Raw genomic sequence first — 24,754 nt, forward strand, 5'->3', positions numbered from 1 at the left:
TTTGCCCGGCTCCGGCTCCCCGGTGCACGATGGACCGCCGGTGAGGGCGGTTCTATAGCTCAGGCAGATATGAATATTCTCGCGATATCGGGAAGTGCGCGTCAGGCCTCGACGAACACTGCGCTTTTAAGAGCTTTGCGGGCCGTGGCGCCCGGCACAATCGACATCGAAGTCTTCGATCGCATTGGGAGCCTGCCTGTCTTCTCCCCGGATCTGGAAGGTGATCGCGTACCGGGAAATGTACAAGACTTCATGTGCAAGATAGGCGACAGCGACGGGGTGATCATATCAAGTCCGGAATATGTCCGGGCCATCCCGGGAGGCCTGAAGAACGCGATCGATTGGCTTGTCTCGACCCCTTACGTAATCGACAAGCCAATAGCGCTCGTGCACGCTTCCCACCGCGGAGACCAGATGTTGCAAGCTTTGCGGGTCGTGCTTTCGACGATAAGCTCCAATTTCAGGCCCGAGCTTTTCTGGCGGCTTCCCTTGCTGACGGAGACACCGGACGCGATCATGACGATCGTCAGAGGCCCGGCCCATCGCTCTGCGGCCGAGGATTTCCTCGAACGGTTCGCCGCCTGCTGCCGAGAGGTGAAGTGCCCCTGACGCACCGCGATAGCTAAGATCGCCGGTGACTTCGGATCGATACTCGGTCTCCCCAGGCTTTACCCTGTGCCGAGCGCTCTACTCGGCCCGCGGATCGAGGGCGTCGGCGAGGGCGTCGCCGAGGAGGTTGAGGGCGACCAGTGTCGCGATCAGGAAGGCCGCGGGGGCCGCCAGCATGTGCGGGGCCGACTCGATCGCCCGGGCGCCTTCGGCGATCAGCACTCCCCAGCTCGTCTGCGGTTCCTGCACGCCGAGTCCGAGAAACGACAAAAAGCTCTCCAGCAGGATCACCCGCGGCACCAACAAGGTGGCGGCCACCGCCACCGGCCCGAGGGTGTTGGGGACGATGTGCCGGCGGATGATGCGGGGCGCGCCGAGACCGAGGGCGCGGGCCGCGCGGACGAAGTCGCGCTCGCGCAGGGACAGGGTCTGCGCGCGCACGATCCGGGCCATGTCGAGCCATTCGACGGCACCGATCGCAACCAGCATCAGCACGAGGCTGGCGCGGAAGAACACCAGCAGCAGGATGACGAAGAACACGAAGGGCAGGGCGTAGAGCACGTCGACGAGGCGCATCATCGCGGCATCGACGCCCCCCCCTAGAAATCCCGCCGAGGCGCCGTAGCCGACACCGATCAGCAGCGCGACCAGGGTGGCGGTGAGCCCGATCAACAGTGAGATCCGCCCGGCCACGAGGCAGCGGGTGAGCAGGTCCCGGCCGTGCACGTCGGTGCCGAGCGGGAAGCGCAGGTGCCGGACCGGCACCGATACCACGAGCCGCTTTCCGCTCTCCGCGTCTGCCACGACCCGGGGCTCCCCGAACAGGTCGGAGCGCGGCAGGTAGACGAGACTGCGCCGGTCGATCCCGGAATCGGAACCCAGGGTCAGGCGCAATGCGTCGCCCTCGCGCGATACGTCATCGAGGCGGACGCGCATGCGGAAGGCGAGACGTTCAAGCGCCGGGCGCAGGTGATCGGCATCCGGCTGCGCCGCGATTCCGGCCGGGAGCCGGCGCAGGTCCGGATAGGTGCGCTCGGGTTCGTGTCCGGTCAGGCCAGGGCCAAAGAGGCAGGTGAGAGCGATCAGGGCCAGCACGGCCAGACAGACGATCGCCACCCGCTCGCGGGCGAGGCGGTGGAAGGTGCGTCGACCTCGCCCGACCAGAGGAAGGCGGGCGCTCACGCCGCCACCCGCAGGCGCGGGTCGAGCCACGCGCAGGCGAGATCGGCGGCAAGGTTGAGGGCGATTACGAGACCGGCGACCAGCAGCACCGTGCCCATCACCAGCGTGTAGTCGCGGTTGAGCGCCCCCTCGACGAAATAGCGCCCGATCCCGGGTAGCCCGAAGATCGTCTCGACCACCACAGATCCGGTCAGCAGCGCCGCTGCGAGCGGTCCGAGATAGGCCGCCACCGGCAGGAGCGCGCCCCGCAGTGCGTGCCGGGTTATGCGGGACGGCGGCAGACCGAGGCTGCGCATCGTCTGCACCGGCTGGGTGCGCAGGACCTCCGCCAGGGACGCCCGCGTCAGCCGCGCCAGGGCGCCCACCTGCGGCAACGCCAGGGTTACGACCGGCAGAACGAGGTGGCTCGGCGCGCCGCCATCCCAGCCGCTGACGGGGAGCCAGCGGAGGCTGAGCCCGAAGGCGATCTGCAGGAGCGGCGCGACCACGAAGCTCGGCAGAGACAGGCTGAGCGCTGCGCCGAGCCCGAGGAGCCGGTCGACGGCGCCGCCGCGCCGGAGCGCTGCGACCGTGCCGAGCCCGATGCCGAGGATGGCAGACAGGACCAGCGCCAGCGCCCCCAGGGTCGCGGAGACCGGCAGCCCCCGGGCGATCAGGTCGAGGACGCTCATGTCGCGGAACGAGAAGGACGGGCCGAGATCCCCGTGCGCCAGCGCCGCCAGATAGCTGCCGAACTGCACGATCAGCGGCCGATCGAGACCGTAGACCCGGCGCAGGTTCTCCATGGCGGCCGGCGCCAGGGGACGCTCCAGATCGAACGGGCCGCCGGGCGCGAGCCGCATCAGGAAGAAGCTGACGGTCACGACCGCGAGCAGCGTCGGCACCGCCTGCGCGAGGCGGCGCAGGATGAAGCGGATCACGCGTCGAGTCTCATGAAGCGTGTCGGCGCTGCGTTGCGCAGGTTGGGATGGTAGCCGTGCAGCCGCGGCGCGATCAGTGCCTTGGACCGGTAGTGCATGAGCGGGATCCAGGGCAGCTCGCGCAGGGCGATGGCCTCGGCGTCGTAAAGGAGGTCGGCGCGGCGGGCGAGGTCTCGCTCAGCGGAAGCCGCGGCCAGCAGGCCGTCATAGGCGGGGTCCGACCAGTGCCCGGCATTGAGGCCGTCGTTTCCGCTTTGGAGCAGAAACAGGAAGTTCTGCGGGTCGGAATAGTCGGCGATCCAGCTGTAGCGCGCGATGTCAAAGTCGCCGCCGTCTCGCAGATGGGCGAAATGCGTCTTGGAATCGGTGTAGACGAAGCGGGTCACGACCCCGAGATCGCGCCACATCTCGCTCACCGCGACCGCGGTGTTGCGGTTGTTGTCGCTGACGTTGAAGCGGTACTCGATCGTGAGCGGCCGGCCGGGCCCGAACCCTGCCTCGGCCAGCAGCCGGCACGCTTGCGCCTCGTGGTCGATCGGCAAGCCCTTCCGCCCCTCGGTCTCGGGGGGCGTCCGGTAATTGTCGAGGCCGGGGGGGCACAGGGAATAGGCCGGGCTCATGGTGCCGCCGTAGAGCCCGTCGGCGAGGTACTCGCGGTCGATCACGAGGGACAGGGCCTGGCGGACCCGCCGGTCCGAGAACGGCAACTTCCGGGTGTTGACCACCAGGGCCTCGAGACCGAGCGAGGGTCCCAGGACCACCTGCGTGCCGAAGCGGCGGCGCAGATCTGCGATCTGATCGACGGGGAGCTGTGCGAGGGAATCGATTTCGCCTGCGGCATAGCGGCGGACGGCACTCGACAGATCCGGCGTCGGCATGAAGGCGACGCGCGGGATCGAGATGGTCGTCGCCTCGGGATGGTGCGGATTGACCTCCAGGGTGATCGCGCCGCCCGGCACCCGGTCGAGCAGCCGATAGGCGCCGTTGGTCACGAAGTTTCCCGGCCGGGTGAAGGACTCGCCGTGGCGCTCGACCGACGCCCGGTGCACCGGCAGGGCGGTCTGGTGGGTCAGGAGTTCCAGGAAATATGGCGTCGGCTGCTCGAGCGCGATCGTGAGCCGGAGCGGCTCTTGCGCGACGACGCCCAGCGCGTTGGCCGGAATCTCACCGCGGTTCACGGCTGCCGCCCCGCGGATCGGGAACAGCACCTCGGCGTATTTCGCCCCCGTGGCCGGATCGAGGATACGGCGGAGCGAATAGACGAAGTCCTCCGCGGTTACCGGTTCGCCGTTCGACCATTTTCCGTCGGGTCGCAGCGCGAAGCCGAAGGTCAGGCCGTCGCCTGAGACGGTCCAGGACCGGGCGGCGCCGGGGATGATGGTGCCGCGATTGTCGTAGGTGAGGAGGCCGTCGCAGAGGTCGCGCAGGAGATGCGCCTCGGCGACCGTGGAGGACCTGTGCGGATCCAGCGTCTCGGGATCCGCGTCGTTGCCGCGCCGGTAGAGCGTCGCCGCGCCGGCGCGGGCGGGACCGACAGCGGCGATGGCGGCCGCGCCAGCCAGCCAGTCGCGCCGGCGCACCGGCATCCTCAGGCGCCGGTCTCGGGCACCAGGCCGGCGGCCTCGATGCCCGCTACCGCGCAGATCTCGTCGTTGTCGGAGGTGTCGCCGGAAATACCGACCGCGCCGAGCAGGCGACCCTCGCCGGATCGGATCAGTACGCCACCCGGCACCGGAACGAGCGCAGCGGGGCCGGCCACATGGCTGACCGCCGCCACGAAATAGGGCTGTGCCTCCGCGCGGGCGTGGATCGCCCGGGAGCCGAGGCCGAGCGCCAGGGCACCGTTGGCCTTCCCGCAGGCGATCTCGGCCCGGCGCAGGGACGTGCCGTCCTCGACCGCTACGGATTTCAGCGAACCGCGGGCGTCGTAGACCACCACCGCCAAAGGCTTCAATCCGCGGGTACGGGCCTCGCGCAGGGCGGTGTCCACGATGGTGTTGGCGGCCTCGAGGGTTAGGTCGATCATCGGATTCCACGTGCCGGCGCCGCTCCGGGCGGCGGTCATCTCCTTAGAGCATGATGTGCAGAAGTGGAATCCGATTGTTCGAAATCATCATGCGACACCAAAGAGATAGAGCATGATGATGCGTCCGCGAAAAGGTATCGTGCTTCAACGGATCGGGACGTGGCGGCACCACAGCGCGGGCATGCCGACAGGCAGGCCGTCCTCAGCCTGCGCGCAAAAGCCTGCCCAGCACCGCGCCGTCACCTCGCGCGACCTCTCGCCCCGCTTCGCCGTAGTGAAGTGTGGTTCCGGCTTGTGTCCGCGGCCGGCGGACAGCATGGGTATGGCAATGCCGGGAAGGATTCTTCGGGGACGGTCGATTGGTGGCTCAGGCAGGCGCGCGCGGCATCGCGGTCGGGCGGGACGGTTGGCTCTTCTGGGTCGGGCGGGCGAACGAACTGGCCAGCCTGTACGCCGATACCGCGGCGTCCCGCCGCCTGCTGCAACGTTGGTTGCGCCTCGTCGACGGACGCGTCCGCCGCGCGAAGGCCGTCGGCGCGACCTACGTTCACATGATCGTGCCCGAGAAGATCGCGGTCCACGCCGACACGCTGGATAGGCCGTTCCCGAACCTTGAAGATCCGCCCGGGGCGCGGCTCGGCCGGTTTCTGGTAGGCGGCACCGGCGCCGAAGTGGTCGACCTCTACGGGCCCCTGCAGGAGGCGCGGTGCGAGGGGCCTGTCTACCTCCGCACCGATACCCACTGGAACCATCGCGGCTACATCGCGGCCTACCGTACTCTATGTGCCGCGCTGGGTGTCACCCCCGCAGCCCATGTGCTCGACGGCACGGGACATTCCGCGCGCTTCGTGTTCGACCTAGGGGGCAAGCTAACCCCGCCCGTCGACGAGGCATACTTCGCCCACGACTTCCCGAGGCGCGCGCACAGGAGCGAGGCCAACGCGCTGGTGCAGTTGCGCGAGACGGGGCGCGTCGCCGGGCGAAGCGGCTTCTTCGTGGGGTCGCGCGCGGTGATGCGCAATTCTGAGGCGAGCGACCCCCGGCGCGTTGTTCTGTTCGGCGATTCCTACGTGTTCGACCAGGGGCCACGCCTCACGGCGATGCTGGCCGAGAGCTTTCGAGAAGTGCACACGATCTGGTCCGCCGAGATCGACTGGACCTACGTGGCGGCGGTGAAGCCCGACCTCGTGGTCTATGAGATCGCCGAGCGTTTTCTGCGGCGGGTGCCAACCGACCGCTTCTCGGTTGACGCGTTCGCGGAGCGCAGGGTCCGGCGGGAATTGAATCCCGGTCCCATCGACCGCCTCCTCGCCCTGTCGCGCCTTCGCTGACGGCTAGAAATCCGTTCGTCGCGAGCGCGCGCGTTGCCGCGACACACTCTGCCCCTATCGTTCTTGCCGGATCAAACGCCCGGGAAGTTCCATGGCCGACGCGCAGCGCCCCTACGTCATCTGCCACATGACCTCGTCGGTGGACGGCCGGATCATGGTTCGCCGCTGGAAGACCCTCGACGCCGATGGCCATTACGAGCGCGTCCACGCCGAATTGAAGGGTGATGCCTGGATGTGCGGACGCGTCACCATGCAGGGCTATGCCGACAGTGCGGATCCCCTGCCGGACCCGGTCCCGGATGACGCCAGCGCGGTATCCCGGGAGGATCACCTCGCCCGGCGCGGAGCGTCCGGCTACGCCGTCGCCCTCGATGCGAGCGGGCGTCTTAATTGGGGGGCGCGGAACGAGATCGAGGGCGACCATGTCGTTGTCGTGCTCACGCGATCCGTACCCGATGCACATCTCCGGGCACTGCGGGCCGGAGGCCAGTCCTATCTGTTCGCGGGCGAACGGGAGATCGATTTCGCGCTGGCACTCGCCAAGCTGCGGTCGTTGTTCGGAATCGAGCGGCTGCTGGTCGAGGGCGGCGGCCGCATCAACGGCTCCATGCTCAAGGCCGGCGTGATCGACGAACTGAGCCTTCTGCTCGCGCCGGCGGTCGACGGGCTTCCGGGCACCCCCGCGGTGTTCGATGTTCCCGGCGAGGAGGCGGATTCCATGGGAAGCCGGGCCAAGCTCGTGCTGACCGCCTGCGAGCAACTCCCCGGTGGCGTCGTGTGGCTGCGCTACCGCATCAACCCCGTCACGGACGCCGATCGCGCGTGAGATCCGCCAGGAAGGCGTCGTAGGCTGCCGTCACTGCGTCGAGCTGCTCGAAATGCGGGAATGCGCCGGTATCCAGACGGGTGATGCGCCAATTCGGCCGGTCGGCGACCCGCGGCACCAGCCGGTAATCGACGAAGTCGCCCCGGGTCCCATGGACCATCCACACCGGCAGGCGCAGATCCTCGTAGAGGCGCGTGGTGTCGGTCGGGAACAGGTGGCCCGCGATGAAGCAGAAGGCCGCGTGTTCGGCGCCCGGTTGGTGCGCCGAGGCGTAATCGTAGGCGAACAGGCCCTCGTCGACGTCCTTGGAACCGAAGGTCTTCCGGAGGAAGAAGCGCATGCTCGGGCGCGTGACCAGGGCGTCGAAGAGCGCCCGTCCGAAGGGCGGCCGATCCAGCACGTCGCGCAGCCAGTCGCGACCGCGATGCCCGTCCGGCGGTTGCTCGCCGGAGAGCCGCGCGTCGAAGCCGGTCGGGCTGATCAGGGCGAGGCTGCGATAGTCGTCGGGCCGCTCAAGGGCCGCCCGGGCCAGATAGGCCGCCGACAGCGACAACGCCGCGGCATCGACCATGCTGCCGCGGTGGCGTCGGCGGATCTCGGCGACGGCCGCATCGATCGCCGTCACCATCACGCGTGGGGTGTAGCGCCGGCGCGACCGCTCGGAGAAGCCGAAGCCCGGCAGTTCGAGAGCGTAGACCGGCCGGGACGTACGGTAATGCAAGTACAGGGGGCGGACCTCGTAGGCGTTCGCCGCCGCGTTGATGGAGTGGATCAACAGGAGCGGCACGCCCTCGGCCTCGGCAGAGCTGTAGAGCGAGACGTCGCCGGCGGGCCCGGCGGCGAGGCGTTCATGCTGGCCGGGGAGGGCGGTTGGGAGAGGCATGCGGCGGTCCACCGCCAACCGGGTCCAGCCGACCAGGCCGGCGGCCGCGCCCACGAGACTCAGAGCCGCTGCGGCCAGATAGGAACCGGCGCGGCCTCGATCCGGAGTTTGGCTGCTCATCGTAGCCTCGGCGTCGGTCACCCCGACCTAGGTGGGCGACAACGCCAGGGGCGGGCGAAAGTGCCCCCGGTTCAGGATGCGTGGCCGGCGAGGCTGCCCGCGGCGAGCGACGGGGCGCGGCCGGCCGGGCGGATCGTGCCGCTGCCCCGGCCCGCGGCTTCGCGGAGGAAGTCAACGGTCGCCGGATCGGCGCGCCAGCCCTGGACGCGCTGGGAAATGAGGACCTCGCGCGGGCGCTTGTCGTAATTCGCGTATGCCGCTGCCACGAACTCGGCCCGCGTCATCGTACGAGCCGGTCCGGAGCGCCGCGTCTCAGCCTTGAAGAACAGGGCGCTGCCGGGGACGCCGTAATGCGCTGCGATCTCGGGATAGACCGGCCAGCTGCCCTGACCGCCGAGATCGTCCGGAAGGAACGCGTCGAGGTCGCAATCGGGGTAGGCGACGCCCGACCTGCTCAGCAGGCCGCGGGCGAGGTCGGCGACCACGTAGAGCTTGGTGTGATTGATCGAGTGCATGAAGCACCCCCTACGCGCCCAGCGGGTGAGATGCGTGTCGAGGTCGTACTGCGCCTGGGCACCGAGGCCGCGCAGGTAGGCCACGGAATCCGTCCAGAGATCGAAGTAGCCGAGGCGTTCGAAGACCGGTTCCGCGAAAAGGCGCAGGGCTTGCGCCTGCGAGAAGCCGGCGAGGTAGGCGTAGAGGGTGATGGCGGAGTGCGAATGCCCCATCGGCCCGGAGATCAGGCCCTTGAGCGTCACGGAATCCTGTATGCCGACATGGACGAGATCGGGGTGGTAGGCGCCGAACACGATCGTCGGGATGAGGCGGACCTTAGGGTGCGTCCGCAGCGTGTCGATCGTACCCCCGTCCTTAAACCGCGGGAGGTAGATGCTGGAGTAGACATGGTCGTAGCCATCGGCATGGGCCATGAGGTCGGCGAGCTTCGCGAAGCGGCGTCCCGCCGTGAAGGCCGAGACGAAATCCACCTGCGCGTCGGGCAGTAGGTATCGCGTCGCCTTGGCGATGGCGCCGGCCTGGCAGACACCCACCACCAGAATGCGGGGCGATCCCGTTCGCTTTTTTCCGATCTGCGCGATCCGGTGCCGCGCGCGCCAAAGGCTATCGACGGTCAACATGCGGGCTTCTCTCGCATGTCCGCGGGCCGCGGGCAAACCGAACCGGCGCGGACATGGCGGCTATTCGCAGGTCTCGGGCCGGCACGATCGCGCCCGATTCATGGCTATGACAGTCGAGCAAAGCTGTCGTGCACCAGCACTGGCGGCCAGTATGCGCCTGCTCCGAGCCGGGCTGCTGGAACGGGGAGGAGAGCGACATGGTCCCGACGCTGGCGCCGGCCGCGGTTCCGGACATCGAGCGGGCGACCCTGCGCAGGGTGGCGTGGCGCATCCTGCCGTTCCTGATGCTCGCCTACTTCGTCGCCTTCGTCGACCGGGTGAATGCCGGTTTTGCCGCGCTGCAGATGAACCACGACATCGGGCTCTCGGCGGCGCAGTTCGGGCTCGGCGGCGGCCTCTTCTACATCTCCTACGTGCTGTGCGAGGTGCCGAGCAATCTCGCCATGGAGCGCTTCGGCGCCCGGATCTGGATCGCCCGGATCATGATCACCTGGGGCCTCGTCTCGGCCGCGATGGCCATCGTGGTCGGGCCCTCCTCGTTCTACGCGGTGCGGCTGCTCCTCGGCGCGTCCGAAGCCGGGTTCTTCCCGGGCGTCATCCTGTACCTGACCTACTGGTTCCCACGCGCCTATCGCGGGCGAATCGTGGCGGTGTTCATGGTGGCGATCCCGATCTCAAGCTTCCTCGGTTCACCAATCTCGGCCTCGATCCTCGGCATCGACGGCATGCTCAGCCTGCGCGGCTGGCAGTGGCTGTTCATCCTGGAGGCGGTGCCGGCGGTGCTGCTCGGCTTCTTCGCCCTGGTCTTCCTTCCGGACGGTCCGGGCCATGCGCGCTGGCTGACACCCCAGCAGAGCGCTTGGCTTCAGGACAGGCTGGCGAGCGAGCGTGCGTCGGTGGTCCCGGGTAAGGCCGCTCCTGCCCGGCACCTCTCGGTCTGGCAGGTGATGCGCAATCGCTACGTGCTCGCCGCCTCGCTGATCTACGCGGGCGCGTCGGGAGCCAGCCAGTGCCTGTCGCTCTGGCAGCCGCAGATCATCAAATCGTTCGGCCTCTCCAACCTGGAGACCGGGCTGCTCAACGCGATCCCGTTCGGGATCGCCTCGGTGCTGATGGTGCTATGGGGCCGGTCCTCGGACAGGAGTTGCGAGCGGGTCTGGCACACGGCACTGCCGCTGGGGCTGCTGGCGCTGAGCCTCGCCGCCTCGACCGCCACTACACAGTTGGTGCCGACGATCCTGATTCTCTGCCTCGCCGTGACCGCCACCTATACGGTGAAGGGGCCGTTTTGGGCGCTCTCCACCGAATGGCTTTCGGCCGGCGCGGCGGCGGCCGGCATCGCGCAAATCAACGCCATCGGCAATATCGGCGGCTTCATCGGCACCTACCTGCTCGGCCTGATCAAGGACGCCACCGGCAGTTACCCGCTCGGGCTGCTGCCGCTGGCCGTGCTCTCCGGCACCGGCTGCCTGCTCGCTCTGCTCCTTGGGCGGCGGCGTGCCAAAGCGATCGAGCCGGCGCAGGCCTGATTCGCCGGTCAGCCCGGCGCCGTATCTTTTACGATCGCGAACCCGCGGCAAGCTCACGCCGACGGCAGGCGCTTTCCTCGTCGGCGCATGCCTGGATCGTCGCTTCCAACCGTATTTTGTGACGCGTGGGCGCTGTGAAGCGTGTTCGGTATGGCAAATGAGACAGATGAAGTCCTGTTATCGATCATACTTGGTAAATGTGTATGACTAATATTCTGATTAATCCAAAAAATGAAATTAAAAAATGACAAAATGTGATTTTATTCCATGTATATCAACCGAAAAATATCTTAGATTTTCTTCCAATCGTTCATTGACACGGTTCTCGTCCAGTGCGCCTAATGCCTGTGCTGGAGCGTGAGGCTTCAGAACGGGGCCTCTTGGGTCATGATGACCTTCGGAGGTCGGATAGGCGCAGTTATTTTGAATTCCGGACTCGCTCAAGACGCTCGGTTGCCACTGGCATCAGCCGTGGGAAGAGCCAGTCATCGGGCGCGATTGTCGAGCGACGACACGAATGACTGCTGTCAGAGCGTATCCATGCTGGAGCCATGTGTCTGCGGTCGCAGTGGCGGCTTCCGGTCCCAGTCAGGGGATTTCAATATGATAATTACGATGTAATTTTTAGTAAAATATAATGTATAAAGACAACTAGATCTGATATTCAATTATCAAAATCGGAAGTGAGGTGTTAAATATGTTCGCCGTAAGCCCAGTATCGCCTCGGTCGATGGCGGCTTTCCTGCTTCCACAGGTTGAGACGCCTGGGGAAGTTGCATCCGCGACAAAGAGCTCGCCCGTTCAGTCGGCGGCACCGGATCCGAGATCGACTTTTGTCCTGTCGAGCGTAGCGGCTGATGCCATCCTGTCGTTGGCACAGACGAAACATGCATTTCCGGAGTCCGGCGGGTTCGAGTCTCGGTCCGCCCTGTCCATCCGCTTTGAGGGCGGGGAGAGCGCTTCAGGCCCGGCCATAGTTCAGGGGCGTCATTCCGATGACGAGGCCGTCGATCCGACAATTTCCATCACGCTTTTGTCGACGGACGAAGCGGATGCCGCGACACCGTTGGATTTGCGTCCTTTGTACGAACGAAATCAAGATTTTCTGAAGTCAGTCGGTGCATCGGCGGCAAAGGATGAGCCATTGGTCATGGCCCGTCCCGGCTGTGACTGGATCAATGCGATCGGCGTTTACCTCATGTGCAACAATATGCACTATGAGGATTTCAAGAACAAAAATCCGAATTTAAATGTATATTGGGTCAATGTGGACGACAAAAAAATTATGGTTTTCTGGCCAAAGACAACGCTCGAAAAGCAGTTTTTGCTCTAAGAGCCCGTCCTTGTGTGACGGGCGAAGCTGTCGTGGATCGGGCTTCGTATCGGCGACGGGGGGCCATAAGCCACTCGCATCGCGCTTTCCGCTGAGCCGTATCCTGCAAGCTTCGTCCTATGGGGTACGGCCGAGGATGGCAGGTCGCGTCGATCCCCTCCCATGTCACGGCGTGCCGCGAAGGTATCCCAGATTGGCCCTCTCGGCTGGCAAAGGAACTGTCCGCTGAAGGAAAGCGCGTCAGTTCAGAGAATCGGAAGCACGGTCCGGATATGCATCGCGAAGGCGCGCGTGAGCGGCGAAGCATGGCGATCCGCGATGCGCAGCAGGAGGCCGATCCGGGGCAGGGAGGGCAACCCGCTCGCGCGCGACAAGACCCGCAGATCGGCCGGCACGGCGGCCTTGGTGAGCACCGCGATAGCCTGGCCGGATCGCACCACGGCGAGAAGCCCCGACAGGCTGCCGCTGGCATAGGCGATCCGATAGGCGCGTCCGGCCCTGTCGAGCGCTGAAAGCGCCGCGCGATGGTCCAGCGTGTCCGGATCGCCGAGCGCCAAGCGGAGCGGGTCCGGCCAGTCGGCGGCGTCGCCCTTCGGACCCACCCAGACAAGCTCCTCGCGGCGCAGGATCCCGTGCTCGGTGTCGAGGGGAACCGAGATCAGAGCGAGATCGAGGCCGCCGCGCTCGAACCGGCCCTCAAGGCGGGGTGTCGCCGCACAGACCACTTCGATCACCACGGCAGGGTGGAGTTGCGCGAAGCTGCGCAACAGAGCCGGCAGAAAAGCGTCCGCATAATCATCTGGACACCCGAAGCGCAGCGTCCCGTCCAGGCTGCGGCCCGAGAGTTCCGCCAGGGCGTCATCGTGGGACGCCAGGATGCGGCGCGCGTGGACCAGGAGGCGCTCGCCCTGCACCGTCAGGAGCATCCCGCGCCCAGTCCGCGTCAGGAGCGGCTGACCGACGATGTCCTCCAGGCGCTTCATCTGCATGCTGAGCGCGGCCTGGCTGCGTCCGATCCGCTCCGCGGCGCGGCTCAAGGCGCCGGTCTCGGCCACGAGCGCGAAGCTCCGCAGCAGATCGATGTCCATGCTGGCAGCCATCAGGAATTCTGAAGTCTCGGTTCAGCTCTATAAGCTACCATGCGATCTCCGCCGTCCCTAGCATGACCGCACCTTCGACAGACCCGAGGCGGCCATGGCACGGAATGCGGACCCTGACTTCTGGAGGCGGGCACGCCGGCACCTCGTGCGATACGGGGGGACCTTTGCGCCGCTGATCATCGAGCGCGCGAGAGGCAGCTTCGTCTACGACGCAGATGGACGGCCGATCCTGGACTTCACCTCCGGCCAGATGAGCGCCATCCTGGGCCATGGCCATCCCGAGATCGCCGCGGTGGTGGCGCATCATGCCGAGCATCTCGACCACCTTTTCAGCGGCATGCTGACCCGGCCCGTCGTCGATCTCGCCACGGAGCTGGCCCGCCTCGCACCGGGTGGCCTCGAACGCGCGATGCTGCTGACGACGGGAGCCGAGGCGAACGAGGCGGCGCTGCGCATGGCCAAGCTCGCAACCGGGGGCTGGGAGGTGGTGAGCTTCGCTCAGTCCTGGCACGGCATGACGGCTGGTGCCGCCGCGGCGACCTACAGCGCCGGCCGCAAGGGCTACGGTCCGGCCGCGGTCGGGTCTTTCGCGATCCCGGCTCCGAACGCCTACCGGCCGGCCTTCGAGAAGGACGGCGCCGCGGACTGGCAGGCCGAACTCGACTACGCGTTCTCGCTGGTCGACCAGCAATCGACCGGCAACCTCGCGGCTTTCCTTGCCGAGCCGATCCTCAGCTCGGGCGGCATCATCGAGTTGCCGCTGGGCTATCTCGCGGCGCTGAAGCGTAAATGCATCGCGCGGGGCATGCTGCTCATTCTGGACGAAGCCCAGACGGGCGTCGGCCGCACTGGCCTGATGTTCGCCTGCGAGCGAGACGGCGTCGTGCCCGACATCCTGACCCTGTCCAAGACCCTCGGCGCCGGGCTGCCGCTGTCCGCGCTCGTCACCACGGCGGAAATCGAAGAACTCTGCCATGCGCGCGGTTTTTTGTTCTACACCACCCACGTCTCCGATCCGCTTCCGGCGGCGGTGGGCCTGAAGGTGCTGGAGATCGTTCAGCGCGACGGACTCATCACCCGGGCCGCCGGGGCCGGAGAGCGGCTCGCCGCGCGGCTGCGCGCGCTACAGCAGCGGTTCGACTGTATCGGCGACGTGCGCGGCCGGGGTCTGCTGCAGGGGCTTGAGATCGTGGCCGACCGGCGCACGAAGGTTCCGGCGCCCGAACTCGGGGACGCGATCACCCGGCGCTGCCTGGAACTCGGCCTCAGTATGAACATCGTGCAACTGCCGGGCATGGGCGGCGTCTTCCGCATCGCCCCGCCGCTGACCGTTTCGGACGAGGAGATCGACCTGGGCGTCGAGATCCTGGAACGCGCCCTCGAAGACTGCCTGTAGGATAGCCAGGCTCAGGCCGCCTCGATCTCGGCGCTGACCGTCAGCCACTCTTCCTCGGCAACCGAGAGAGCGCTCGCGGCGTCGGCCCGCATCTTGGCGATCTCGCCGGCCTTGGCGGCGTTCTCCCGGAAGGCGGACCCGTCCTCCAGGGCTGCGTCGATCTTCTCGATCGCGGCTGTCAGCTTCGCCATCCGCGCCTCGATCGCCTCGAGCCTCTTCCGCAACGGGGCGAGCGCGGCGCGGCGCTCGACCCCGGCCCGGCGCGCCTCGGCCTTCTGCCCGCCCGTGGGCTCCTCATCGCGCTCGTCCTCGCGCTCCGGGCCGGACAGGACGAAGCGGCGGTAATCGTCCATGTCGCCGTCGAAGGTCTTCACCGTGCCGTCGGCCACCAGCCACAGCCGGTCGGCACAGGCCTCGACCAGAAAGCGGTCGTGGCTCACCAAGATGACGGCGCCCTCGTAATCGTTGATCGCCTCGACCAGTGCCTGGCGGCTCTCGATGTCGAGGTGGTTGGTCGGCTCGTCGAGGATCAGGAGATGCGGGCCGTGGAAGGCGGCGAGCCCCATCAGCAGCCGGGCCTTCTCGCCGCCGGAGAGCTTCTCCACGGGCGTGTCGGCCTTGTTGGCGCCGAAGCCGAGCCGGGCGGTTGCCGCCCGGACCTTGGCCTCCGGCACGTCCGGCATCAACTTGCGGACATGCGCATAGGCGCTCTCGGAGGGGCGCAGCTCGTCGAGCTGGTGCTGCGCGAAGTAGGCGACCTCCATCTTGGAGGAGCGCCTGACCTCGCCGGCGAGCGGCCCGAGCCGGCCGCCGATCAGCTTGCAGAAGGTCGACTTGCCGTTGCCGTTGGCGCCGAGCAGCGCCACGCGGTCGTCGGGGGCGAGGTTCAGGTCGAGCCCGCTGAGCACGACGCGCTCGCCGTAGCCGGCTTTCACCCGCTCCATCGCGACGATCGGCGGGGACAGGGGCTTTTCCGGGCTCGGCAGGTGGATCACCGGCACGTCGTCGTCGATCAGAGCGGCGATCGGCTCCATCCTGGCGAGCCGTTTCACCCGGGACTGGGCCTGGCGCGCCTTGGTGGCCTTGGCCTTGAACCGGTCGATGAAGCTCTGGAGATGTGCCCGCTCGGCATCCTGCTTGGCCTTGGCCTTCGCTTGAAGCACGCGCTTCTCGGAGAGCTGCTTGGCGAAGCTGGTATAGCCGCCGCGGTAGATCGTCAGCTTGCCGCGGTCGAGGTGCAGGATGTGGTCGACGCTGGTGTCGAGCAGGTCGCGATCGTGGCTGATGATGATCGCGGTGCGCGGGTAGCGCTCCAGGTAGTCGTAGAGCCAGAGCGTGCCCTCGATGTCGAGATAGTTGGTCGGCTCGTCGAGGAGCAGCAGGTCAGGCTCGGAGAACAGCACCGCGGCCAGCGCGACGCGCATCCGCCAGCCGCCGGAGAAGTCTGAGCAGGGGCGCGCCTGTGCGGCTGCGTCGAAGCCCAGCCCGTGCAGGATCGCGGCGGCGCGTGCCGGAGCGGAATGTGCGCCGATATCGACCAGGCGGGTCTCGATCTCGGCCCGCCGCAGGCCGTCGGCGTGCTCGGCTTCCGCCATCAACCGGGCTCGTTCGGTATCGGCGGCGAGCACGACCGCGTGCAGCGTCTCCGGTCCGGCCGGTGCTTCCTGGGCGACTGCGCCGATCCGCATCCCCTTGGGCAGCGAGACCGACTTCGCGTCGACCGGCAGATCGCCGAGGATCGCCTTGAACAGCGTCGTCTTGCCGGCACCGTTGCGCCCGACGAGGCCGACCCGGGCCCCGTCCGGAATCGAGAAGCTCGCGGAATCGAGGATCAGGCGGTCGCCGATGCGGTAGGTGAGGTCATTGACGCGCAGCATGGCGGCGTTCTGGCCGTCCGGGCGCGGGGAGGCAAGCGCGCCGTCCGCACAGGCGCCCGGCGTGTTGCACGGCAAGCGCGCGCACGAACACATTGCCTGTAGCGCGGCCTGAATGTGGAACCGGGAACGTTGATTTTAACGGAATCGCATCAATCGCGCGCTGATTGTGCGAAATGGTTCCGGTGACTGCGTCGCGGTCGGCATTTCATCGGATCGATGGCCGGCTCCGGGCGGTCGAATCTCCGCGGCCGTGAAGCATCGGGTCGCGGGGGCACGAAAATCTTCTGGGTCGCAGGCCTGTCAGGGGGCTGTGAAGGAGAGACGTTGTGGGCCGCACGCTGATCCTGACAGACGATCTCGGCCGTGGCGACCGGCTTGTGCGCAGCCTTGGCGGCGGTCCGAGCCTGGTTCTCCACGATCTCTACGGCGATGCGGAGCCGCCCTCGGGCTCGACCCTGGTCATCAGCGACGTGAGCGCGCTGACCTCGGAGGCCGTGCTCCGGCTGCGCCGGGCACTGGCTGTAGCGCGGGGCGGGTCCACGCCGTTCCTCGCCTTGATCCACGGCAATCTTGGACGTGGCGAGATCCAGGCCACAGCCCTCGGCGCGACCCGGATCCTGCCGGCCTCGACGGCGATCGCCATGCTCCTCAACGCCGTCGCGGCCCTGGGCGCCACCGACGACCCCACGTCCGTCGGAATCGGCAGTCTCCGGCAATGCGCCCAGGAGGCCCGCGCCAAGTTCACGGTCATCTTCCGCGGCGACAAAGCGCCGGCGCCGACGATCGTCGATTCCGGAACCGCCATCGTCAACAGGGCGATTCGCGAGTCGAAGGTCCGCGACTGGCTGAACGTCGTCGCCAGCTTCGACGACCAGACCCATCGGCATTGCCTGACCGTGGCCGGACTCGCCGCAGCCTTCGCCCGTACGCTCGGACTCAACGATGCGGATTCCCATCACCTGACCAGGGGCGCGCTGCTGCACGACATCGGAAAAGCCCGGGTCCCGATCACCATCCTGAACAAGCCGGCCCCGCTGACCCCGGAGGAGCGGGTCGCGATGGATCGTCATCCGGCCATCGGCCATGCCATGCTTCTGGATGGTGGCTATGACGCCTTGACGCTCGCCGTCGTCCGCTCGCACCACGAGTATCTCGATGGAACGGGCTATCCGGACGGGCTCCGGGCTGCCGAGATCCCGGACCTCGTCCGGCTGACCACGATCTGCGACATCTTCGCGGCGCTCATCGAGTCCCGGCCCTACAAGGCGGCCAAACCGGCCCGGGAAGCCTACGCGATATTGGAGCGCATGGGCACGAAACTCGACCCGGATCTCGTCCGAGCCTTCGGCCGTGTCGCCATTGCCTGCGAACCGCCGCCGTATCGCGCCTCGGCCTGACGCGCGCGCCGACCCGGCGGCGGCCGTCAGACCAGTTCCCAGGCGGATTCGTCGCGCATCAGTTCCGCGACCAGCGCGTGGTTCAATTCGTGGCCGGTATGGAAGGCCGCCACCCGGCCCTCCACGGGGTGGCCCGCCAGAGCCAGGTCGCCGATGAGATCCAGGATCCGGTGTCGGACCGGCTCACCCGGGACGCGAATTCCGCCGAGCACGCGCCCGCGCACCAGGAGTGCCGCCGAGCGCGGGGAGACGCCCTGCAGAAAGTCCTTTCGGGTGGCGTATCCGTAGGCACGCCCGGCCATGGCACGGACATAGCGGCCGAAGCTGCGCGCGGGCGCGATCTCGCGCACGAAACTCTCCTGCGTGATGGCGCCGGACCAGTCGATCGAGCCGAAATGTGCGAGCGCGACATGGCCGGTGACGTGCAGACCCGTCCCCGGACCGATCTTGATCCGACGGCGTCCATCCTGGACCGAGACGGTCCGCCGGAGCCGGATCGTCCGGCAGGGATGCGGCTGCTCCACACGGCGCGCCTCTTGGATCGCTTCGCACCAGGGTGTCGCGCTCCCGTCGAAGATAGGCAACTCGTCCGCGTCGATCTCGGCGAGGGCGTTGTCGATCTTCAGGGCACTCAACGACGCCATCAGGTGCTCGATCGTGCGCACGAGCACGCCCTCGCGCCGGATCGCCGATGAGAGCGGCTGCGATTCCCGAAACTTCCAGAGCGCAGGCACGTCGATCGCGCGCCCGTCCTTCAAACGACGGCGGAACACGATTCCATGTCCGGCCGGCGCTGGGCAGACCCGGACGGTGGCATGACGTCCCGAATGCAGGCTTCGCCCCGAGCGCTCGAACGCAACGGCCAGTGTTGCCTGCATGCGGCCCGTCGGCGCGACCGTGCCGGACTTGAGGCCTGCAATTTCGTACTCATCGTGCATCGCGAACCGCCTACCGCAGCGGCGCGGGAAATTATCCCCGTTCATCGGTCCACGCTAATAAACTCCTGTTCAGCAGAGCGTGGCTTGACCGGCCAACGCGCGGTCGTCACGATATTTAGGCCCCATCGAGCGCGGCCGGAACGGCACGCCGCCTAACGATGTGGGCTGCTCCCGTCCCCAGAGTTGCTGGCCGGCACCCGTCAGGGCAGGGACGGAGGCCGGGGTCGGGGGGACAGGATCGATGGCACGGTTGGGGACGATACCCTTCTTCAAGGATCCAGGCATCGAACTCGGCCCGTACGAGTCCCGTTGTCACTGGCGCCGCTTCGACGAGAACGAGGTGCTCGTCGATTTCGATGACATTTCCACGGACGTCTATTTCATCGCCTCGGGCGAGGTGCGCATCCTGAACCGGACCCAGTCCGGCAAGGAGGTGATCCTCGGCGAAATGCGCGGCGGCGCGTTCTTCGGAGAATTGGCCGCCATCGACGGCATCGGCCGTTCCGCCAACGTGACGGCCCTTACCCGCGGCGAGGTCTGCGTGGTGCCGGCCGCGGTGTTCCGGCAGATGGTATTCGCCTCCGAGGCTATCGCCGACCGGTTGTTCCGACTGCTTGCCAAGCGGGTGCGCGAGCTGAACACCCGGATCATGGAGCACGCGCTCCTCGACCTGAAGCACCGGCTCTATGCCGAATTGCTGCGCCTCTCGGTTCCCAGGGCCGGCGCCTCCGGCGAGCGCGTAGTGTCGCCGCCGCCCTATCACCATGTGCTGGCCGCCCGGATCGGCTGCCGCCGCGAGCAGGTGACCCGCGAGTTCACCGCGATGGCGTCCGAGGGTCTGGTCGACCGAACCCGCGGCGCCCTGGTGTTGCGGAGGCCCGACCTCCTGGAAGCGCGCGTGGCCGAGGCGCTGCGCGAGGATTCCTGACACCTTGCCGGACGCGACCGCGCTGCGCCTGAGGCTCGAGGACCTCACCAAACGGTTCGGCACGCACGCAGCCGTGCACGCGGTGAACCTGGAGCTTGAGCCCGGAGAGTTCTTCTGCCTGCTCGGTCCCTCGGGCTGCGGCAAGAGCACGCTCCTGCGCATGATCGCGGGCTTCGAGACCCCGACCTCCGGCCGCGTGCGGCTGGGCGAACTGGATCTGACGGTGCTGCCGCCTCACCGCCGGCCGGTGAACATGATGTTCCAATCCTACGCCCTGTTTCCGCATATGAGCGTGGCCGGCAATGTCGGCTACGGCCTCAAGGGCATGGGCCGGGCGGCTGCGGTTTCCCGCGTGGCAGACTTGCTGCGGCTCGTGCGCCTGGACGGTTTCGCGGATCGCCGGCCCGAGACCCTGTCGGGCGGGCAGCGCCAGCGGGTGGCCCTGGCCCGGGCGCTCGCCCGAGAGCCGAAGCTGCTCCTCCTCGACGAGCCTCTCGGCGCCCTCGACAGAGGCCTGCGCGAGGAGACACAAGGGGAGCTGCGCGCCGTGCAGCGGCGCCTGGGCACCGCCTTCGTGGTGGTCACCCACGATCCCGAGGAGGCGATGATGCTCGCCGACCGGATCGGCGTGATGGAGCGCGGCAGGCTGGTTCAGGTCGGACCGCCGGCAGAACTCTACCGGCGGCCGGCGAGCCGCTTCGTGGCGGGCCTGCTCGGTGACGTGAATCTCATCCCCGGCCGTCTCGGGCCCGACGAGCCGGGCGGCACACGCGCGGTCCAGACCGCGCACGGGACTGTGCGCGCTGCCCTGACAGCGCTGACGGAGGGCGCCTCGGTCGTCGTGGCCGTGCGCCCGGAGAACATCGTCCTCGGGACCGAGGGGCTGCCTGTCACGGTCGCCGAAGCCACTTTCCTGGGGGACCGCCTGCGCCGAACGCTGCACCTGCCGGACGGGACGATCCTGCGGGCCAGCGGCCGGCCCCAAGACGCGCACCAGCCCGTGGGCTCGGAGACGCGGGCCGGCTTCGCGGCCGACGATGCGGTGATCCTGCCGGCATGAGGCCGTCTGCCGCGATCGCCGCCGCGCTCGCCTGCCCGGTCTGGTGGCTGAGGACGGAGCTGGATCGATGAAGGCCGCGGGACCGAGGAGGCTGTTCGACCGGCTCGTCCGGCTGCCGCCGTTCCTCTGGCTGACCACGTTCTTTCTGCTGCCCTTCGCCATCACGCTGAAGATCAGCCTCTCGGAACCGGCGACCGCGATCCCGCCGTACCTGCCGGTGCTCGATTGGCAGGGTGGCCTCGAGGGCTGGTCGACCTTCCTCGAAGCCCTGAACTTCGACAATTACGCCACCCTTGCCGCCGACACCCTTTATCGCGACGCCGCCCTTGGCTCGCTCGCCTACGCTGTCGCCGCCAGCCTCATCCTTGTGGCGCTCGGCACGCCGTTCGCCTACGCTCTGGCACGGGCGCCGTCCCGCTGGCAGCCGCGCCTCGTCGCGCTGGTGGTGGTGCCGTTCTGGACGAGCTTCCTGATCCGGGTCTACGCATGGATCGCGATCCTCAAGCCCGAGGGGCTGCTGAACCTCGTGCTGCTCCGGCTTGGCCTGATTTCCGAGCCGCTGACGATCCTGAACACCGATGCCGCGGTGGTCATCGGCTTGGTCTATGCCTACCTGCCGTTCATGGTGCTGCCGCTCTACGCGGTGATGAACCGCCTCGACCCGGCCCTGAGGGAGGCCGCCGCCGATCTCGGCGCATCGCCGATGCGGGTCTTCTGGAGCGTGACGCTGCCGCTGAGCCTACCCGGGATCGTCGCTGGTGCGGGCCTGTGCTTCATCCCGATGATCGGCGAGTTCGTGATCCCGGATCTTCTGGGCGGTTCGGAGACACTGATGCTCGGCCGCGTGCTCTGGACCGAGTTCTTCTCGAACCGCGACTGGCCGCTCGCCTCCGCGGTCGCCGTACTGATCCTCGCCATCGTGATCGGCCCGGTGGTGCTGTTCCGCGACAGCCTTCGGGCCGGTGAGGAGGAGCGTCCGTGACCTGGGTGACCCGCACCGCGCTGGTGGCCGGGCTCGGCTTCCTCTACGCGCCGATCCTGGTGCTGATCGTCTATTCCTTCAACGCCTCGACCCTCGTCACCGTCTGGGGCGGATTCTCGACCCGCTGGTACGGCACCCTGATGGCGGATGCGCCACTCCTGGCCGCCGCCTGGGTCTCCCTGAGGGTCGCGGTCCTGGCGAGCCTGATCGCCACCGTGCTCGGGACCCTTTCGGCCCTGGCCCTCGAGCGCCAGGGACGCTTCCGCGGCCGGGGGCTGTTCACCGGGCTGGTCTTCGGGCCGATCGTGATGCCGGAGGTGATGATCGGCCTGTCGCTTCTGCTTTTGTTCATCGGCATCGGCCTCGACCGCGGCGTCGCAACGATCGTGATCGCGCACGCCACGTTCTGCACCGGCTTCGTGACGGTGGTGGTCGCCGCGCGCCTGCGCGGGCTCGACCGCAGCCTCGAGGAGGCGGCGGCCGATCTCGGCGCGACGCCGGTGCGCGTGCTCGCCACCATCACCCTGCCGCTGCTCGCGCCCGCGGTTGTGGCCGGCGCGCTCCTGTCATTCACGCTGTCGCTGGACGACCTCGTCATCGCGAGCTTCGTCTCAGGTCCCGGCTCGACCACCCTGCCAATGCGGCTCTACAGCCAGGTCCGGCTCGGGGTGAATCCGGAGATCAACGCCGCATCGACACTCCTCGTCGGCCTCGTGAGTGCGGCCGTGCTCCTGGCTTCCTGGCTGACCGACCGGCGCGGACGTGCCTGAGGTCTCTCACCCCGCAGCCCGGGCGCCCGCCGCGCGGCAATCGCGCGACGCCCATTCAAATACGAATGGTCCGACCAGGTTGCCGAGGAAAGGCAGCGCGGCGAGCCACCGCAGATTTCGCGTCGGCGATGCAGATCGATGCACCCTGACGTAGCGGGGCAGACCAATCTCGAACGACAGAAGCCCAGTCCAGTCCGGTTCGGACCGGCGGCCAGATGTCCGGGTGCTCGTTCGGTGCGCTCGCGCACGCTGCCACGCTGAGCGCGAACATACGCTCCCGACGGTTTTGCCGAGCTGCGCCATGGATGCGCGAGGGACCTCCGTCATGATTCGTATTCTCACCTTCCTCCCGTTGGCCGCGCTTCTCGCTTCTCCGATTGCTGAGGCGCGTCCGGTTCGCGCGACGGCCAAGCCCCAGATCAGCGCAGCGATCAAGGCACGCCAGTCCGTGATGAACGATTTCGGCGCGCGGATGAGCCGGCTCGACGCCCTCATGGGTACGCCCTCGGTCTCGTCTCCGCGGTCGCACTCCGCCGAGGCCGGACGCTGACGCGCTGCAGGACACATCCAGGACCGCCTCGTCCGGGAACGGGCGGCCGGTCGATCAGGGACGGAGGCCGCCGGCCTCCTCGATGAAGCGCGCGACGTCATCAGCGCCGGCGCCCCCGCGCAGGGAGGCGAAGACGTAGGGCCGGGCGCCGCGCATCCGCTTCGTGTCGGCCTCCATCACCGACAGGTCCGCACCGACCAGCGGTGCGAGATCCGTCTTGTTCACGATCAGCAGGTCCGAGCGGGTGATGCCGGGGCCGCCCTTGCGTGGGATCTTCTCCCCGCCTGCCACGTCGATGACGTAGAGCGTGAGGTCGGCGAGTTCCGGCGAGAACGTCGCCGCGAGATTGTCCCCACCGGACTCGATCAGCACCAGGTCGAGCTTCGGGAAGCGCCGGCTCATCTCGGCCACCGCGGCGAGGTTGATCGAGGCATCCTCGCGGATAGCGGTATGCGGGCAGCCTCCGGTCTCCACCCCGAGGATGCGCTCCTCCGGCAGGGCGCCGGCCACCGTGAGGATACGCGCATCCTCCTTTGTGTAGATGTCGTTGGTGATCGCGCAGATTTCGTAGCGATCTCGGAAGCGCTTGCAGAGTTGCTCCATCAAGGCGGTCTTGCCCGAGCCGACGGGGCCGCCGATGCCGACGCGGAGAGGGCCGTTCGAGTAGGTCATGCTGCGCGCTCAGGATCGGAAGATGCGGGAATACTGGGTCTCGTGCCGGAAGGAGCCGAGATCGAGGCGGAACGTGGCTGCGCCGACCGCGTCGAGGTCCGCGGTGCAGGCGGCCTCGGCGAGTAGGACGATGCGCGGCGCCAGGGCGGCGATCAACCGCGTGCCGGCGGCCTGACCGACCGGTGCCGCCCTCAGGGCCGCCGAAACGAGGTTCTGGAGGAAGGCGAGACCGTAGGCGGCCAGCATGGGCGCGAGCGCCATGCGGTGTGCGCCCGCTGAGGCACCGACCGCGACCGCATAGGCGACCGTGCCCGGGAGCCGCGCGGCCAATGCGGCAAGCCTTTCGCAGGGCCAAGCGCCCAGGGTCGCGTCGAGGAAGCTGCGACCCTGCTGGCTGGTCTCCAGATGCAGTTCCCGGGACGGTGCGAGCGCCAATGCGAGCTCATTGAGTTCCACGATCACGTCCGGCTCGTCCGCCTGCGCGGCCCGCTGAGCATGCGCCGCGAGGATCAAGTCGTTGCGCAGGGCGCCGCGCTCGCAGACGTCGGCGAGCCATTCCGCGAGGCTGGCTTCATCCCGCACGTCGCCCGCTTCCACCGCCCATTCTAGACCGTGCGAATACGCGTAGGCGCCGACGGGATAGCCCGGCGACAGCCACGCCATCAGCCGGAGCCCGTCCAGGGTCTCAGCCATGGACGGGGTGGTGGTGGTGTCGTCCGTGCGGGTGATCGTGGCCGTGTCCCTGGCTCCCGGAATAAGCGCCCCCCTCTGGTCGGAATGGACGCTCGACCGGCTCGGCGGTGCCTCCGAGCCCTCGCACCATGTCGGCCAGCACGTGATCATACGCGATCCACACCGCATCCGCGCCAATCTCGGCTGCGATGTGGCGGTTGCCGATATGCCAGATCAGCCGCTTCAGGGCATGATCGCTGCCGGCGCGGATCTCCAGGAGACGCTCCGGGGCCGCCTCGACCCAGATCAGCCGGCCGTCCTCCAGCACCACGGCGTCACCGTCCTCCAGCACAGCCGCCTCGGGCAGATCGAGCAGGAAACTGAGTCCGCCGGCCCCCCGCATGGCGACTCGGCGGCGATGGCGCTCTCCATGATCGAGGACGACCCGGTCGACGATCTCGCCGCCGGTCAGGCTGTCGCTGCGGAGGATGCGGGTGGCGCGGATCATGGGCCCGAA

Annotated in this window: 24 protein-coding genes; 12 read left to right on the forward strand and 12 right to left on the reverse strand. The window is 67.8% G+C overall.

The annotated features are described in order from the left end of the window. Positions 1-69 precede the first annotated feature (69 nt). Positions 70-609 (forward strand): NADPH-dependent FMN reductase, encoded by a 540-nt coding sequence (locus Q8W67_RS14675; protein WP_305546702.1) that lies wholly within the window; start codon positions 70-72, stop codon positions 607-609. A 78-nt stretch (positions 610-687) separates the two neighbouring features. Here Q8W67_RS14675 and Q8W67_RS14680 read toward each other — a convergent pair whose 3' ends face one another. Genes Q8W67_RS14680 through Q8W67_RS14695 form a run of 4 tightly spaced genes read right to left on the reverse strand, consistent with a single transcriptional unit; the run spans position 688 to position 4,737 of the window. Beyond that, the gene (locus Q8W67_RS14680) at positions 688-1,791 is read right to left on the reverse strand and encodes an ABC transporter permease (protein WP_305546704.1); all 1,104 of its coding nucleotides are present in this window, start codon (positions 1,789-1,791) and stop codon (positions 688-690) included. Beyond that, on the reverse strand, positions 1,788-2,711 hold the full coding sequence (locus Q8W67_RS14685; RefSeq protein WP_305546706.1) for an ABC transporter permease: 924 nt from the start codon (positions 2,709-2,711) through the stop codon (positions 1,788-1,790). Before Q8W67_RS14685 ends, Q8W67_RS14680 begins: the two co-directional genes overlap by 4 nt. Then, complete coding sequence (locus Q8W67_RS14690) at positions 2,708-4,297, reverse strand: peptide ABC transporter substrate-binding protein (RefSeq protein ID WP_305546708.1); 1,590 nt, start codon at positions 4,295-4,297, stop codon at positions 2,708-2,710. Before Q8W67_RS14690 ends, Q8W67_RS14685 begins: the two co-directional genes overlap by 4 nt. Positions 4,298-4,299: 2 nt before the next feature. Further along, positions 4,300-4,737: a heme-binding protein gene (locus tag Q8W67_RS14695; protein ID WP_305546711.1), complete on the reverse strand. Its 438-nt coding sequence runs from the start codon at positions 4,735-4,737 to the stop codon at positions 4,300-4,302. Positions 4,738-5,099: 362 nt separating this feature from the next. Between Q8W67_RS14695 and Q8W67_RS14700 the strand changes: the two genes are divergently transcribed. Together Q8W67_RS14700 and Q8W67_RS14705 are read left to right on the forward strand one after the other, a co-directional pair. Continuing rightward, positions 5,100-6,068 (forward strand): hypothetical protein, encoded by a 969-nt coding sequence (locus tag Q8W67_RS14700; protein ID WP_305546713.1) that lies wholly within the window; start codon positions 5,100-5,102, stop codon positions 6,066-6,068. A 91-nt stretch (positions 6,069-6,159) separates the two neighbouring features. Then, positions 6,160-6,894 (forward strand): RibD family protein, encoded by a 735-nt coding sequence (locus Q8W67_RS14705; RefSeq protein WP_305546715.1) that lies wholly within the window; start codon positions 6,160-6,162, stop codon positions 6,892-6,894. On the opposite strand, the gene Q8W67_RS14710 is transcribed toward Q8W67_RS14705, so the two are convergent. After that, positions 6,872-7,897, reverse strand: a complete 1,026-nt coding sequence (locus tag Q8W67_RS14710) for an alpha/beta fold hydrolase (protein WP_305546717.1) — start codon at positions 7,895-7,897, stop codon at positions 6,872-6,874. The two genes, Q8W67_RS14705 and Q8W67_RS14710, sit on opposite strands and share 23 nt — an antisense overlap. A 71-nt stretch (positions 7,898-7,968) precedes the next feature. Beyond that, complete coding sequence (locus tag Q8W67_RS14715) at positions 7,969-9,033, reverse strand: WcbI family polysaccharide biosynthesis putative acetyltransferase (RefSeq protein ID WP_305546719.1); 1,065 nt, start codon at positions 9,031-9,033, stop codon at positions 7,969-7,971. Positions 9,034-9,230: 197 nt separating this feature from the next. On the opposite strand from Q8W67_RS14715, the gene Q8W67_RS14720 reads away from it, so the two are divergent. Together Q8W67_RS14720 and Q8W67_RS14725 are read left to right on the forward strand one after the other, a co-directional pair. Next, complete coding sequence (locus tag Q8W67_RS14720) at positions 9,231-10,562, forward strand: MFS transporter (RefSeq protein WP_305546721.1); 1,332 nt, start codon at positions 9,231-9,233, stop codon at positions 10,560-10,562. 730 nt (positions 10,563-11,292) lie between these two features. Beyond that, positions 11,293-11,895 carry a hypothetical protein gene (locus Q8W67_RS14725; RefSeq protein ID WP_305546723.1) on the forward strand — a complete coding sequence of 201 codons (603 nt, stop codon included), beginning with the start codon at positions 11,293-11,295 and terminating at the stop codon, positions 11,893-11,895. Positions 11,896-12,140: 245 nt separating this feature from the next. Here the strand turns inward: Q8W67_RS14725 and Q8W67_RS14730 are convergent, their stop codons facing one another. Further along, entirely contained in the window at positions 12,141-12,995 is an 855-nt protein-coding gene (locus Q8W67_RS14730) for a LysR substrate-binding domain-containing protein (RefSeq protein WP_305546725.1), read from the reverse strand. A gap of 94 nt (positions 12,996-13,089) precedes the next feature. On the opposite strand from Q8W67_RS14730, the gene Q8W67_RS14735 reads away from it, so the two are divergent. After that, the gene (locus Q8W67_RS14735) at positions 13,090-14,391 is read left to right on the forward strand and encodes an aspartate aminotransferase family protein (RefSeq protein WP_305546727.1); all 1,302 of its coding nucleotides are present in this window, start codon (positions 13,090-13,092) and stop codon (positions 14,389-14,391) included. An 11-nt stretch (positions 14,392-14,402) separates the two neighbouring features. Here the strand turns inward: Q8W67_RS14735 and Q8W67_RS14740 are convergent, their stop codons facing one another. Beyond that, on the reverse strand, positions 14,403-16,268 hold the full coding sequence (locus Q8W67_RS14740; protein WP_305546729.1) for an ABC-F family ATP-binding cassette domain-containing protein: 1,866 nt from the start codon (positions 16,266-16,268) through the stop codon (positions 14,403-14,405). A gap of 326 nt (positions 16,269-16,594) precedes the next feature. Between Q8W67_RS14740 and Q8W67_RS14745 the strand changes: the two genes are divergently transcribed. After that, positions 16,595-17,665, forward strand: coding sequence for an HD-GYP domain-containing protein (locus Q8W67_RS14745; protein WP_305546731.1), 1,071 nt, complete (start codon positions 16,595-16,597; stop codon positions 17,663-17,665). Between the two features lie 26 nt (positions 17,666-17,691). On the opposite strand, the gene Q8W67_RS14750 is transcribed toward Q8W67_RS14745, so the two are convergent. Next, positions 17,692-18,648, reverse strand: a complete 957-nt coding sequence (locus Q8W67_RS14750; protein WP_370693883.1) for a UDP-3-O-acyl-N-acetylglucosamine deacetylase — start codon at positions 18,646-18,648, stop codon at positions 17,692-17,694. 196 nt (positions 18,649-18,844) lie between these two features. Here Q8W67_RS14750 and Q8W67_RS14755 point away from each other — a divergent pair, with 196 nt between their 5' ends. The 5 genes from Q8W67_RS14755 (at position 18,845) to Q8W67_RS14775 (ending at position 22,893) form a co-directional block, all read left to right on the forward strand. Beyond that, positions 18,845-19,531: a Crp/Fnr family transcriptional regulator gene (locus tag Q8W67_RS14755; protein ID WP_305546735.1), complete on the forward strand. Its 687-nt coding sequence runs from the start codon at positions 18,845-18,847 to the stop codon at positions 19,529-19,531. Positions 19,532-19,535: 4 nt separating this feature from the next. Next, a complete protein-coding gene (locus tag Q8W67_RS14760; RefSeq protein ID WP_305546737.1) occupies positions 19,536-20,591 on the forward strand; it encodes an ABC transporter ATP-binding protein in 1,056 nt (351 codons plus the stop codon). Positions 20,592-20,658: 67 nt separating this feature from the next. Beyond that, complete coding sequence (locus tag Q8W67_RS14765) at positions 20,659-21,573, forward strand: ABC transporter permease (protein ID WP_305546739.1); 915 nt, start codon at positions 20,659-20,661, stop codon at positions 21,571-21,573. Next, entirely contained in the window at positions 21,570-22,343 is a 774-nt protein-coding gene (locus Q8W67_RS14770) for an ABC transporter permease (RefSeq protein ID WP_305546741.1), read from the forward strand. The genes Q8W67_RS14765 and Q8W67_RS14770 overlap by 4 nt, the downstream gene beginning before the upstream one ends. Before the next feature lie 301 nt (positions 22,344-22,644). After that, positions 22,645-22,893, forward strand: a complete 249-nt coding sequence (locus Q8W67_RS14775) for a hypothetical protein (RefSeq protein ID WP_305546743.1) — start codon at positions 22,645-22,647, stop codon at positions 22,891-22,893. Between the two features lie 54 nt (positions 22,894-22,947). On the opposite strand, the gene ureG is transcribed toward Q8W67_RS14775, so the two are convergent. Genes ureG through Q8W67_RS14790 form a run of 3 tightly spaced genes read right to left on the reverse strand, consistent with a single transcriptional unit; the run spans position 22,948 to position 24,745 of the window. Continuing rightward, positions 22,948-23,565 carry an urease accessory protein UreG gene (ureG, locus tag Q8W67_RS14780; RefSeq protein ID WP_305546745.1) on the reverse strand — a complete coding sequence of 206 codons (618 nt, stop codon included), beginning with the start codon at positions 23,563-23,565 and terminating at the stop codon, positions 22,948-22,950. Positions 23,566-23,574: 9 nt separating this feature from the next. Continuing rightward, positions 23,575-24,258, reverse strand: coding sequence for an urease accessory protein UreF (locus Q8W67_RS14785; protein ID WP_305546748.1), 684 nt, complete (start codon positions 24,256-24,258; stop codon positions 23,575-23,577). Further along, the gene (locus Q8W67_RS14790) at positions 24,251-24,745 is read right to left on the reverse strand and encodes an urease accessory protein UreE (protein WP_305546750.1); all 495 of its coding nucleotides are present in this window, start codon (positions 24,743-24,745) and stop codon (positions 24,251-24,253) included. Before Q8W67_RS14790 ends, Q8W67_RS14785 begins: the two co-directional genes overlap by 8 nt. Positions 24,746-24,754: the final 9 nt, after the last annotated feature.

The organism is Methylobacterium sp. NEAU K, from assembly GCF_030700285.1.
Taxonomy (GTDB): Bacteria; Pseudomonadota; Alphaproteobacteria; order Rhizobiales; family Beijerinckiaceae; genus Methylobacterium.